Here is a 12265-nt window from a genome sequence, read left to right as displayed (position 1 = left end):
CCACTGATGGTTCAGGCCGCGGCCGGTTCGGAGAGCACCGAGGCAAGGAAGGCCTTGGTGCGTTCGTTCTGCGGATTGGTGATGACCTCTCGGGCAGGCCCCTGCTCCACCACGTAGCCATCGGCCATGAAGACCACCCGGTCGGCGACGTCGCGGGCAAAGTTCATCTCGTGCGTGACCACCACCATGGTCATGCCGGAGTTGGCCAGATCCTTCATCACCTTCAGGACTTCCCCCACCAGTTCCGGGTCCAGGGCGGAGGTGGGCTCGTCAAAGAGCATCAGTTTCGGCTCCATACACAAGGCGCGGGCGATCGCCACCCGCTGCTGCTGGCCACCCGAGAGCTGGCGCGGATAGGCATGGGACTTTTCGGCCAGGCCTACTTTCTCCAACAGTGACATGGCCCGCGCCACGGCTTTGGCTTTCTTCTCCTTGCGTACCAGCCGCGGCGCTTCGATCAGGTTCTCCAACACCGTCATGTGCGGGAACAAGTTGAACTGCTGGAAGACCATTCCAACTTCGGAGCGGCTGCGGCAGACATCGTTGTGGCTCTGCTCGTAGAGTTTGGTGCCCTTGAGGTCGTAGCCGACGATCTTTCCGTTCACCCACATCCGGCCGCCGTCGACCGTTTCAAGATGGTTGATGCAGCGCAGGAATGTACTCTTCCCGGATCCGGACGGGCCGATCAGGCACACGACCTCTCCCGGCTGGACGTGCAGGTCAATGCCTTTCAGCACCTGGTTGGAACCGAAGTTCTTGCAGATGGCATCGGCCTTGACCATGGGTTCAACGCCGTGGATCGCCGTCATTTTTTGCCGCCTTTCAGGGAGAGTGCGTCATGGGTGGCGAAAAACCTCTTCAACTGTTGCAGCGGCGTCGGCGGCAGGTTCCGCTGATTGCCCCGGGCAAACCGCCGCTCAAGGTAGTACTGGCCAACCGTCAGGATCGAGGTGATCAGCAGGTACCAGAGGCTGGCGACGATCAGCAGCGGCACGGTCTCGAAGGTCCGTGCGTAGATGATCTGCGCCGAATACAGCAGTTCCGGCACCGAGATCACGCTGACCAGGGCAGTGGTCTTGAGCATCCCGATGGTTTCGTTACCCGTGGGCGGGATGATCACCCGCATGGCCTGCGGCAGCACCACCCGGCGCATGGTCTGCATCCGGGTGATGCCCAGGGCCTCGGCGGCCTCCGTCTGCCCGTGGTCCACGGAGAGGATTCCGGCCCGGACGATCTCGGACATGTAGGCGCCCTGGTTCAGACCCAGTCCCAGGATTGCTGCAGTCATGGGTGTGATCAGCTGGTTCGCGTCCAAATGGACGCCAGGGATGCCGAGCGTGATGACCGGGTAGAGCGCCGCCAGGTTGAACCAGAACAGCAACTGCACCAGCACCGGGGTGCCCCGGAAGAAATTCACGTAGGCGAAGGCGGCCCCGCGGACAACCGGATTGGCCGAGAGCCGCATGACTGCGAAGACCACGCCGAGGGCGATGCCGATGGCCATGCTGATCGCCGTCAACCCCAGCGTCACAAGGATGCCGCGGCCAATGGAAACATCGCGCAGGTAGAGTCCCACGACGTCCCAACCAAAGTTGGGGTTGGTCATCACGGAGTGCAGCAACAGCCCCGCGATGACGATGATGACGGCGGCGGAGAGCCATCGGCCCGGATGTCTGGCCTTGACGACGGTGTAGCCATCGCCGGTGGAGGCTGTTTGCCCGCTTCGGGTAGTCACGGCAGTCATGCGGCTGCTTCCTCTCGGCTACTTCTCGTCGAGGACTTCGGAGGTGATCAGGACGGACTCCGGGAGACCCCATTTGGCGCGCATTTCCTCGTAGTAGTCGCTGTCCAGAATGCCCCGGGTGGCCTCGGTGACGGCTTCCTGCAGCCCTGCGTTTTTCGCCAGGGCTATACCGGTGGGGATCGGTTCGTAGTCCTCACCGGCCGCCAGTTCGAACTGACCGCCGGCTTCCTTGGCTTGGTAGGCCAGCGAGACGCTGTCCGCCACCACGGCGTCCACACGCCCGGACGTCAGGGCGAGATTGGCATCGGTCTGCCCGGGAAAGTTCTGAATGACAATGGGCTCTTTGCCCGCGGCCGTGCATTCCTTGGAGAAGGCGGGCAGATACTCCATGGACTGGATCGAGCCCTTCTGCCCGGCGATCTTCTTGCCGCACATGCTTAAGGGGTCCATCGAGATCTGCTGGGGATTTCCAGGCACGACGGCGACGCCGGAGCCGCCGTTGAGGTAGTCCACGAAGTCCACGATCTTCTCGCGTTCAGGCGTGATCGAGAACGTCGACATGGCCATGTCGTATTTCCCAGAGGCCAGACCCGGCAGGATGGTGTCGAATGTTGCCGGCACATGCTCGACCTCCAGGCCCAGCGCGGCGCCCACGGCGTCCGAGAAGTCGACGTCGTAGCCGATCATGGTCGTGTTGTCGGTGTCGTAGTACTCGAAGGGAGCGTACGTTGGGTCCGAAGCCACGCGCAGGGTTCCGGCGGCCCGGATCTCCTCGGGCAGCAGGTCCCTGGCCGTCTCGTTGAGGGCAACGGCTTCCGCGCCGGTATTGGCGCCTGCCGAAGCCCCGGAACCTGCCGGTTCCGGGGCGGCTTGAGAGGCATTGGTGCAGGCGCTGAGGGACAAGGCCAGCAGTACGGAGCCGGCCAGGATGGTTGACCGGGTGGCACGTTGACGGGAATGACGCATGGATTTTCCTTTCATGGTCCGGACCGCGTTGTCCGGTAACGGATATCCGGCATTGATCAGGAGACGATCAAGGCCTCGGTGCTTCAAGTTCAGGTGCTATATGGAGCAGGTAGCTGCCGAGCGCGACCAGTGCCGGCCGGCGCAAGATGGCGACGATGCCATCCACCCGGGCTGTGTATTCCTGCGGTGCGCGCTCCAGATCATCGATGGCATGGACCCGGGCAACGGGATCGCCCGCCCGGACCCGCTGGCCCAGGGCTACCAGCGGTTCGAAGATGCCCGCAGCGGTTGCCATGACCGGGGAGTCGGGCACCAGCTCCAGCCAGATCGGCTCGGCCGTTGCCGTTGTTTCCAGCTGGACTTCGGTCTCCGGTTGCGCTGCAAGGATTCCCACGTGGGCCAGCAGTGCGCGCACGCCCCGGCGCGCGTCGGACAGGATTCCCGGATCAACCGTGCCTCCCCCGCCTAGTTCCGTGGACAGTGCCAGCACGCCGGCGTCGTCGCCCGCTGTACTGAGCGAACCAGGTTCAAGGCGGGGCTGTACCACGATCACGTAGGGCAGCCCCATCGCGCGCGCAGCGGAGACTTTCCGTTCCCAGGTCGGCTGGTCCGGCCCGCGGTAGATGAACATGCTCGGGAGGTAGGTGGAGTTGGAACCGCCCGAGTGCAGATCAAGCACAACGTCGGCGTCGGGCAGCAGCGTGCCCGCGATCAGGTCGGCAACCTGGTCGGTGGGTCCGCTGCGGTTCTGTCCCGGGTAGCTTCGGTTGAGGTTCCCGCCGTCGATCGGCGAGACCCTGGTGCCGGCCCGTACTGCCGGTGCATTGGCGGCAGGCACGATGACCACCGTGCCGTTCAGGTGCTCCGGTTCCAGGGACCGGATCAGTTCATGCAACACCACCTGGCCTTCGTATTCGTCCCCGTGCGTGCCCGCGACCAGCAGCGCGGTCGGTCCGGTCCCCGAGGAAACGACCGCGACCGGCAACGGGATCAGCCCGTTGTCATAGACGTTGTCCGAATGCGACAGGCCCGCAAAACCCAACTGCTTGCCGGCCCGGCCCGGTTCGATCCCGTGCAAGGACTTGCCCGACGTTCGCCGCTCGACGTCAACGACGCCGCCGGCGGTCACGGGACCCACCGCAGAACCTTGGCTTGCCTCGGGGCAAGGGTGATGACCTGGACAGTAGCTTCACCGGCTGCCAGCGACAGCCTGATACTCTCGGCGTCCTCGCCTTCGACGATGAAGACGTCGCCCGCCCGCAGCCAGCGTTCCCATGGTCCGTCCTCAGCAGCGACGAGGGCTTCGCCTGCCAGCCCCGTGACCACCAGCTGCTCGCCGGCGCCGCGCTGCAGCACTCCGGTGTAGCCGCCGGCATAACGGTGGCTTTCGGAGGAGATGTAGCTTGCATCGGCGTCGAGCGCTACCGCCGGTTCCGGCCCGGACTCATCCAGCTCCACCGTCCAGCGCCACGGGTCGCCCCGCTCGGCCGAGTCGGGACAGGCAGCCAGAATCCTGGCACCGGATTCCGGTGCGGTCTCCCCGCCCAGCGCGTTGGCTCTGATCAGCATCCACATGCGGGCACCTACGCTGTCCTGGGAGCAACCGGCTCCCGGCGGACAGCCGCACCGGCGACGGACTGCGCCTGCTGCTCCTTCTTCAGCAGGGCACCGAGAATGCGCCGTGCCTTGGCCACGCCACCGTCCTGGGCGATCAGCACATCGAACTCACCTTCCGGCCGGGTCTGCATGCCGATCTCCTGGGCCTCCAGTGCCGACGCGTCCTCGTCCAGCACCGTGGCCAAACCAACTCGCAGGTCCTCGGTCGCTTGCTCGTTGTCCACGGCGAAGTTGCGGCTGAAAGCGTAGTAGTACCAGGAATTGTGCTCATCGATGGGGGTGATGCCGTTGAGGACCTTAATCAGGTAACCCTCCTCGCGGGGCTTGCCCTCACCGGTGATCCCGGAATGGAGGACGTGCAGGTTCGGCACGAAGAACTCCGTGCAGTGGAAGCGGTCGAACAGCCCGCGGGCATCCATCGTCTCGGCGTAGAGCGGGGGCGCTGCTACCGAAGGCATCAGGCGGTCGACGCTGACCACGTTGCCCTCGACCTCCACCGTGATGCCGTGCTCGTAGATGTAGTCATCTCCCACGGTGGTCTTGTGCAGGAAGGACTCGTGGGTCAGGTCCAGCAGATTGTCATGGATCAGGTCCGCCCGGCACTTGAAATGGTAGGAATGCGTCACCGTAGCCCATTCCGGGTCGACCATCCAGTGGGTGTCCGGCACGTCCGCCGGGTTGGCCAGTTCGGGGTCGCCGGTCCAGATCCAGATCCAGCCATCCTGCTCCACCACCGGATACTTGCGCACCTTTGCGCGTTCCGGAATCGAGGACTGGGCCGGCACCTTCGTGCACACACCATCGGGGCCGTACGTAAAGCCGTGGTAACCGCATTCCACCGAATCGCCGACGGTGCGGCCTTCGGACAACGGGAAAGCACGGTGGGCGCAGCGATCGGCGAGTGCGATGGCCTCATTGTCCTGGGTACGGAACAGCACGATGGGCTGCTCGCAGATGACCCGGCGAACGGGCTTGCGAGTCACTTCCGTGGACCACGCCGCCACGTACCAGGTGTTCAACACATACATTTTCACGGTCTCCTCGGTCGGGTGTATACACTGTATTCAGTGAATCGGTGTGAGGTCAACCACTTTTGCAAAGAGATTTGCGAAGGCCTATCCCGCCTCTCGTTCCGGCCAGGTGCGGGCGGCAGCGCTGATGGTGGAACGCAGCGACTTCATGCCAAGATGGATCAGACCCAAGGAGGACCGCCATGGCCGGCATACCGAATGATGTGAGGCCTCTGGCCGTCCGCGTGTACGAGCAAATCAGCGCCGACATCATCAGCGGCAGCATCGAGCCGGGTTCGGCGCTGGCCCAGGAGACCGTCGCCGCCCAGTACGGCGTCTCCCGCACCCCGGTGCGGGACGCCCTGACCCAATTGACCCTTGAAGGATTGACGACGCTCGTTCCGGGCAAGGGCTACATCGTCAACCAGTTGGACGAGCGCGAGATCGAGAATGTCTACGAGGTCCGCTATGCCCTCGAATCACTCGCCGTCCAACGTGCCGCCGGCGCCTACACGCCCCAGCAACTTGTCCGACTCAAGGGCCTCATCGATGAAACGGAAATTGTCGACCCCCAGGACAGCGCCGAACTCTTCCGGCTTGGCCGGGCGTTCCATCTGGCCCTCGTCGAGCCTTCGGGCAACGACTATCTCCGCGGCGTCATCACGTCGATCTGGAACCATCCCGTCCAGCACCGCATCACCCTCACGTACCGCCAAGGCCCGGAGCACCAGGCCAAGGTCATCCACGATCATCGCCGCATCCTCCAGGCGCTCAAAGACCAGGACATATCCCGAGCCATCGAAGTGCTCGCCCACTGCCATGACGTGAAAGACCCCAACCGCTACGAGCCGATCGACTAAGCAGGGCCGCCGGAGCGCGGCCACCGGACAAAACAACCCAAAGTGCCGCGTTTCACATTCATTACCCCACTGTGTCCTGCCCGCTGACGTCCTCGGCCGTTCGTGATGTAACTTTTGCTCAATCGCAATGTGCAAAATCCATGCGACCGCACATTGACGAACCGACCAAACTGTTCATTCAAAGACGAAAGAGGACACCCATGACGCAGTTGACCGTGGAACCAGCCGACACCAAGGAGCAGCAGCCGCTGCTGAAGTCAGCCGGACACGTCATTGTGGACACGCTGGTCGCACACGGAGTGAAGCGCACCTATGTGGTTCCCGGCGAGAGCTTCCTGGATGTCCTCGACGGCCTGCATGAGTCCGACATCGAGACCGTGGTCTGCCGCCACGAAGGCGGCGCCGCCTACATGGCCGAAGCCGACGGCAAGATGAACCAGGTGCCCGGCATCGCCATGGTCACCCGCGGCCCGGGTGCCGCAAACGCCCACGTCGGCCTGCACACCGCATGGCAGGACTCCACCCCGATGGTCCTCTTTGTCGGGCTGATTCCGTTCGAGCACCGGGACCGCGAGGCCTTCCAGGAGTTCGACATCAAGTCCTGGTTCGACACCGGCGCCAAGCGCGTCATGGTGCTGGACCACGCCGAGCGGGCGTCCGAAATCGTCGCCGAAGCCATGTTCGCCGCCATGAGCGGACGCCCGGGCCCCGTCGTCGTCGGTCTGCCGGAAGACATCATCCGCGAGCAGATCAACCCCACGCTGCACCCGGAGATCCCCGTAGCAACCGGCGGCATGACCGTCACGGATTGGAAGGCGCTGAAGGCTGCGCTGAAGGATGCCGAGAAGCCGCTGTTCGTGGTCGGCGGCAACGACTGGACCCAGGAGGGCGCAACGGCGCTGTCCAACTGGCTGGAGGACCACCATGTTGCCGCTGCGGCAGAGTGGCGTTGCGAAGGCATTGTTCCGTTCGATTCGCCGTCCTACGTCGGCCCGATCGGCTATGGCCGGCCCAAGCCCACGTACGACCTGCTGGAAGAAACGGACCTGCTGATCTTCGTCGGCACCGTCCCGGGCGACGTGATCACCGACGGTTTCCTGGTCCGGCAGGACTGGTCGAAGAAGAACTTCCTCGTTACCATTGATTCCTCCCTGCGCGGCCGTTCCGGCGCCGTCTCCCACCAGATCGTTGCCAAGCCGGATGTCTTCGTCCGCGACCTGGTGATGATGGATCTGCCGGTCAAGCCGGAATGGAAGACCTGGACCGAGCGCATGCGCGCCGAGCAGGAGAAGTTCGCCGCGCTGCCGCCGGCAGAGCCCTCGGCCGGCCAGGCCCGGATGGACACTTTGATGGCCAACCTGGTGCGCGATCTGCCCGAAGACGCTATGGTCACGCTGGGCGCCGGCGAGCACACCAACTGGGCGCACCGCTACTTCCCCACCCAGCAGTACGCCTCGATGCTCAGCGCCCGCAACGGTTCCATGGGCTACTCGATCCCGTCCGCCATCGCCGCCTCGCTGGCACACCCCGGCCGCCGCGTCGTCACCATCGCCGGCGACGGGGAGTTCCTGATGAACGGCCAGGAGCTGGCCACGGCCGCGCAGTACGGCGCCACCCCGCTGGTGATCGTGATGGACAACCAGGAATACGGCACCATCCGCACGCACCAAGAGCGGCACTACCCGGACCGGATCTCCGGCACCCAGCTGAAGAACCCGGAGTTCGCGCTGATGGCCCAGGCCTTCGGTGGTTTCGGCATCAAGGTAGAGAACGACGCCGATGTGCCCGCCGCCCTCGAAGCGGCCCTGAAGGCGATCGACGAGCAGAAGACCTTCGCGCTCATCCACCTCGTGGTCGAGCAGCGGGTCCGCGCCTACTGAGCCCTGCTCGGTCCGACTCACGACGGCGGGCGGTCACCTTTCGGTGGCCGCCCGCTTCGCTTAATGGCTGGTAGCCAGACCGGATCCGCCTACAGCTCCTGCAGCATGATCGGATCCGTGGTGGGTTGGGGCGATCCGCCGGCAGGTTCCACCGTGATGCCCAGATGGGTGGCATCGGAGACGCCTTCCAGCAGCCTCATGCTGGTCTGCCCCGCGGCGTCACCTTGGATCAGGCCCGCAGGCTGGGCGCCCTCGTCCGAGATCAGCCAGAGCTCGTAGGTCCGGTCCTGCTCCAGCTGAGGAAGGTCGTGCGTGATGACTGCGCCCTTGTCGGCCTGCGCGGACAAGGCGATGGTCACCGCGGCACCGTCCGGCATCCGGCCCGGAATCATCTTGGCATCCGGCGCCGTCAGGACCGACATCACCTGGCTCTGCTGCTCTGCCAGCGCCTGGAGGCGCTGCTCGGTCCGTTCCTGGTCATTGGAGACGCCCACGGCCCAGCCACCCAGCGCTGCCGTGGTCACCAGCAGAACTCCGGCCGCGGCACTGAGCCAGCGCACCGCCGTCGTACTTCTGGCCTTCTTCTCGCTGCGTTTCGTATCGAGGTCGGCGACCACTGCGTCGACGGGCAGCTGGCGAGTGTTGCGGATGGAGGCCATAACCTTGGATTTGAGCTCCGGCGGCGGGGCGACGGCGGGCGTGCCGTAGGCCAGCATGGCGGCTGTTTCGCTCAATCCGCGGACTTCCTCGCGGGTATCCACAGCGCCTAGGGCGTGCCGTTCAAAGGCATCGCGTTCGTCGTTGTCCAAGGCGTTGAGGGCGTACGCGCCGGTCAAAAGATGCAGCTGCTCGTCCATCACGCCACTCCCAACTTGTCCCGTAGGCGGATCATGCCATCGCGGATCCGCGTCTTTACTGTTCCCACCGGAATGTGCAGCATCGTGGCAACCTCCCGGTGGGTGTGGCCGCCGTAGTAGGCCAGCGTGATCGCCTCGCGCTGGCTGTCCGTCAGGCTGGCCAGCGCCTTGTTCACGCGTTCCGATTCCAGCCGCAGTTCAACTGTATCCGCGACGTCGTCGTAGCTGGCCTGGTATTCCTTGGTCCCCTGGCGCAGGTCCCGGTCCATGCTGGCCTGGCTGGCCCGTACCCGGTCCACGGCCCGCCGGTGGGCGATCACCAGGATCCAGGAGAGGGCCTTGCCGCGGTCCGCGTCGAACCGGGCCGCGTTCTGCCAGATTTCGACAAAGATTTCCTGCGTGACTTCCTCGCTTTGGGCCGGGTCCCTGACAACCCTGCGCACCAGCCCGAAGATGGTGGGCGACACCGAGTCATAGAGCGATTCGAACGCGGATTCGTCCCCCAGCGCCACGCGCCGGATGAGCTCCTCCTGTGTCGGCGGGGCGTCCGGCCCCACGGGCCGCAGCCATGGCATTCGCATTGATTCAAGGTTCTCACGCCCGTCGGACACTCCGCACCTCCTTGGTTCCTGTGTCGGCCCCTGCATTTCCAAAACCTACGTAAGGCGATGAACGACGGCGGCAGGCGGGGCTGCCGCCGTCGTTCTCCCCATTCCGCTCCCCTGGCGGAGCTTTTCCGGCTACTTGGCCGGCGGCATCAGGACCGAATCAATCATGTAGACCGTGGCGTTGGCGGTCTGGACGCCGCCGCAGACAACGCTGGCGTCGTTGACCATCAGTTCATCGCCGCTGCCGCTGACCTCGACGGACTCGCCCTGCACGGTGGTGTGTTCACCGACGATCTCGTCCGGGCTCAGCTGTCCTTCCACCACGTGGTAGGTCAGGATGGTGCTCAGTGTGGCGTCATCGGTCTTGAGGCTTTCCAGCGTCTCGGCGGGGATGGCGCCGAAGGCCTCATCCACCGGCGCGAAGACAGTGAACTCGCCGCTGTTAAGCGTGTCCACCAGATCCACCTTGGGGTTCAGTTTGCCGGAAACGGCTGCCGTCAGCTGGGTCAGCATCGGGTTGTTGGAGGCGGCGACGGCGACCGGGTCCTTCGCCATGCCCGCCACGGACCCCGCGCCGTCCGGCACCGCAGCCGCGTAATCGGCGCAGGCCGGGCCAACAAGGTTGGCGGCCGGATCCATGGCTTCGCCGGACTCCGGGGCCATGGACTCCGTTGTGGTCGACTCGGATCCGGTGGTGGATTCGGGGGCCGCGCCGGCGTTGTCCGTTTCCTCGGACCCACCGCCACAGGCGGACAGGCCGAGGGTCGCCACTGCGATCATTCCGAGTGCTGCAAAGTTCCTGCTGCTGTTCTTCAACATGGCTTTTCTCCTTGAGGGTGGCGCGGCTCCTGCCGCCTCCTGTTCCGAAAGCAACGCTCCCGGGCTGTCATGATGTATTCGGAACCGGTGCCGGGATGGATTGGATGAGATCGGAAAAAACTTTGGGACCGGTCAGGGTTCCACGGTGACGTTGATGGAATGCCAGCCCGAGGCGCCGTTGGGAATCGGGTCCGCCCGCTCATCGGTCTGCAGTCCGTCCACCGCGTCATAAGACCGGACGCGCAGGTAGTGCTGCCCGGGCTCGGCTTGCCAGCTGAACGACCATTGGCGCCAGGTATCCACCGTGGCTTCGGTTGCCAGCTCGGCTTCCTGCCAGGGCCCCTCGTCCACCTGGACTTCCACCCGTTCGATACCGCGCTGCTGGGCCCACGCGGTGCCGCCGACCGCGACCTTTCCTGCCGGCACACGCGCGAACGGCCGCGGGGCTTCGATCCGTGATGCTGCCTTGATGGGAGCACGCTCGGACCAGCCACGGTCCGTCCAATAGGCCGTCTTATCCTCGAACCTTGTGACCTCCAGATCCACCACCCACTTGGTGGCCGAAACGAAGCCGTAGAGCCCGGGCACCACCATCCGTACGGGGAAACCGTGGTCCAGCGGCAGCGGTTCGCCGTTCATGCTGACCGCGAGCAACGCATCCCGGCCATCGCGCAGCACCTCCAGCGGCGTCGATGCACTGAAGCCGTCGACACTTGTGGACAGCACCATGTCCGCGCCGGGTAGCGGGCGGGCGCGTTCCAGCACCTTTGCCAGCGGATAGCCGAGCCACTTGGCGTTGCCGGCCAGGTCCCCGCCGACAGGGTTGGAGACGCAGGTCAACGTCACGTAGGAATCCAGCAGTTCGGAATCCAGCAGCTCCTGGAAGGACATCGTGAACTCTTCCTCCACCATGCCGTGCACGCGCAGCTGCCAGGTCTGTGGATCAATCCGGGGCACGGCCAGCGCCGTATCGATCCGGTAGAAGTCCGCGTTGGGTGTGACGAAAGGGACCACCCCCTCTACGGGTGCATGGACACCGGCCGGCAGTGGTTCAGCCTTGCGGAACGGTGAGGGCAGCCGGAGCGCCTTACGGAAATCCTCCACGCTATTGCGCAGACCGGCGAGCGCGCTGCCGCCCGCCCCCAGGACGGCGGCGGTCACGGCGAGCAGACCGGCTGCGGCAAAGAAGGAACGTCTTGTGGGCGGGCGGGAGGCAGCGGGGGCAGCCTGCGCCGGCAGGCTGTTCGGAACGTCCGGATCTGCCGGAACATCCGAAGCGGGACCAACAGCCGCCCCGGTTTCTCTTGCCTCCGGAATGCGGCGCTCCAGCAGCCGCAGCGAAACGAGTCCAGCAAGGGTGCCTGCCGCCGTCGGGATTAGATCCTGGACACCGGCCCCAGCCCGGGTGATTACGGCGGCACCGACCACTGCGCCCAGCAGTATCACTGCCGCGGCGCCCCACGTCCAGCGGCGCCTGGCGAGCAATCCGACCAGGCAGGCCAGTACCGCCGTGACCACGCCCATCGCGATGAACAGGACGGCCTTGTCCGCCGTGCCGAAGGTTTCGACGGCGAAATTCTTCAGCCAGGCCGGGGTGAAATCGATGAAGGCCGCGCCGAGAGCGACCAGCGGCGACGCGGCCGGACCGAACCAGACGCCGGCCAGTTGGGCGACGCCCAGCAGCACTCCGGCCGAAACCAGTCCGGCGAGCGCTGCGGCCAGGACGGACAAGGGGATTCTCTTGAGCTTCTTCACACCCGGTATTCGTAGCCGCGGAGCAAAAGTATTGGCCGAATCTTCAAGGAACGTCCAAACCACCTGCGCATCCGCTCCGAATACCGGACAGGCGAGTCCACACAAACAGGCGGCCGCCGGGAAGCAAGTCCATCAGAGAGGAAGAGCAT

General features: G+C 65.0%; 12 protein-coding genes. 2 read left to right on the top strand and 10 right to left on the bottom strand.

From position 1 onward, the window contains the following. Positions 1-11: 11 nt before the first annotated feature. The 6 genes from J5251_RS09325 to J5251_RS09300 form a co-directional block, all read right to left on the bottom strand. Positions 12-809, bottom strand: a complete 798-nt coding sequence (locus J5251_RS09325) for an amino acid ABC transporter ATP-binding protein (protein WP_139005081.1) — start codon at positions 807-809, stop codon at positions 12-14. Beyond that, complete coding sequence (locus J5251_RS09320) at positions 806-1744, bottom strand: amino acid ABC transporter permease (protein WP_208575892.1); 939 nt, start codon at positions 1742-1744, stop codon at positions 806-808. Before J5251_RS09320 ends, J5251_RS09325 begins: the two co-directional genes overlap by 4 nt. 18 nt (positions 1745-1762) lie before the next feature. Further along, positions 1763-2710, bottom strand: a complete 948-nt coding sequence (locus J5251_RS09315; protein ID WP_139005079.1) for an ABC transporter substrate-binding protein — start codon at positions 2708-2710, stop codon at positions 1763-1765. A gap of 67 nt (positions 2711-2777) precedes the next feature. Beyond that, positions 2778-3848 carry a succinylglutamate desuccinylase/aspartoacylase family protein gene (locus J5251_RS09310; RefSeq protein ID WP_208575891.1) on the bottom strand — a complete coding sequence of 357 codons (1071 nt, stop codon included), beginning with the start codon at positions 3846-3848 and terminating at the stop codon, positions 2778-2780. After that, positions 3836-4279 carry a hypothetical protein gene (locus J5251_RS09305; protein ID WP_244250877.1) on the bottom strand — a complete coding sequence of 148 codons (444 nt, stop codon included), beginning with the start codon at positions 4277-4279 and terminating at the stop codon, positions 3836-3838. The genes J5251_RS09310 and J5251_RS09305 overlap by 13 nt, the downstream gene beginning before the upstream one ends. Positions 4280-4293: 14 nt before the next feature. Further along, positions 4294-5355, bottom strand: a complete 1062-nt coding sequence (locus J5251_RS09300; protein ID WP_208575889.1) for an aromatic ring-hydroxylating dioxygenase subunit alpha — start codon at positions 5353-5355, stop codon at positions 4294-4296. Between the two features lie 185 nt (positions 5356-5540). On the opposite strand from J5251_RS09300, the gene J5251_RS09295 reads away from it, so the two are divergent. After that, the gene (locus J5251_RS09295; RefSeq protein WP_208575888.1) at positions 5541-6197 is read left to right on the top strand and encodes a GntR family transcriptional regulator; all 657 of its coding nucleotides are present in this window, start codon (positions 5541-5543) and stop codon (positions 6195-6197) included. 200 nt (positions 6198-6397) lie between these two features. Beyond that, positions 6398-8077, top strand: coding sequence for a thiamine pyrophosphate-dependent enzyme (locus J5251_RS09290; RefSeq protein ID WP_139005074.1), 1680 nt, complete (start codon positions 6398-6400; stop codon positions 8075-8077). Between the two features lie 89 nt (positions 8078-8166). On the opposite strand, the gene J5251_RS09285 is transcribed toward J5251_RS09290, so the two are convergent. The 4 genes from J5251_RS09285 to J5251_RS09270 all read right to left on the bottom strand — a co-directional run bounded on the left by J5251_RS09285 (position 8167) and on the right by J5251_RS09270 (position 12116). Continuing rightward, a complete protein-coding gene (locus tag J5251_RS09285) occupies positions 8167-8934 on the bottom strand; it encodes an anti-sigma factor (RefSeq protein WP_139005073.1) in 768 nt (255 codons plus the stop codon). After that, positions 8934-9515, bottom strand: a complete 582-nt coding sequence (gene sigK / locus J5251_RS09280; protein WP_139005177.1) for an ECF RNA polymerase sigma factor SigK — start codon at positions 9513-9515, stop codon at positions 8934-8936. Before sigK ends, J5251_RS09285 begins: the two co-directional genes overlap by 1 nt. Positions 9516-9674: 159 nt before the next feature. Beyond that, entirely contained in the window at positions 9675-10361 is a 687-nt protein-coding gene (locus tag J5251_RS09275; protein ID WP_139005072.1) for a fasciclin domain-containing protein, read from the bottom strand. Positions 10362-10493: 132 nt separating this feature from the next. Then, positions 10494-12116: a molybdopterin-dependent oxidoreductase gene (locus J5251_RS09270; protein WP_244250876.1), complete on the bottom strand. Its 1623-nt coding sequence runs from the start codon at positions 12114-12116 to the stop codon at positions 10494-10496. Positions 12117-12265 lie beyond the last annotated feature (149 nt).

The organism is Arthrobacter crystallopoietes, assembly GCF_017603825.1.
In the GTDB taxonomy this organism is placed as follows: Bacteria; Actinomycetota; Actinomycetes; order Actinomycetales; family Micrococcaceae; genus Crystallibacter; species Crystallibacter crystallopoietes_B.
Note: the sequence above shows the minus strand (reverse complement) of the source record. Positions and strands in the feature narration are given on the sequence as shown.

Coding starts and splice junctions, on each gene's coding strand:
- J5251_RS09325 (WP_139005081.1), bottom strand. CDS start 809: ATGACGGCGATCCACGGCGTTGAACCCATGGTCAAGGCCGATGCCATC.
- J5251_RS09320 (WP_208575892.1), bottom strand. CDS start 1,744: ATGACTGCCGTGACTACCCGAAGCGGGCAAACAGCCTCCACCGGCGAT.
- J5251_RS09315 (WP_139005079.1), bottom strand. CDS start 2,710: ATGCGTCATTCCCGTCAACGTGCCACCCGGTCAACCATCCTGGCCGGC.
- J5251_RS09305 (WP_244250877.1), bottom strand. CDS start 4,279: ATGCTGATCAGAGCCAACGCGCTGGGCGGGGAGACCGCACCGGAATCC.
- J5251_RS09300 (WP_208575889.1), bottom strand. CDS start 5,355: ATGTATGTGTTGAACACCTGGTACGTGGCGGCGTGGTCCACGGAAGTG.
- J5251_RS09295 (WP_208575888.1), top strand. CDS start 5,541: ATGGCCGGCATACCGAATGATGTGAGGCCTCTGGCCGTCCGCGTGTAC.
- J5251_RS09290 (WP_139005074.1), top strand. CDS start 6,398: ATGACGCAGTTGACCGTGGAACCAGCCGACACCAAGGAGCAGCAGCCG.
- J5251_RS09285 (WP_139005073.1), bottom strand. CDS start 8,934: ATGGACGAGCAGCTGCATCTTTTGACCGGCGCGTACGCCCTCAACGCC.
- sigK (WP_139005177.1), bottom strand. CDS start 9,515: ATGCGAATGCCATGGCTGCGGCCCGTGGGGCCGGACGCCCCGCCGACA.
- J5251_RS09275 (WP_139005072.1), bottom strand. CDS start 10,361: ATGTTGAAGAACAGCAGCAGGAACTTTGCAGCACTCGGAATGATCGCA.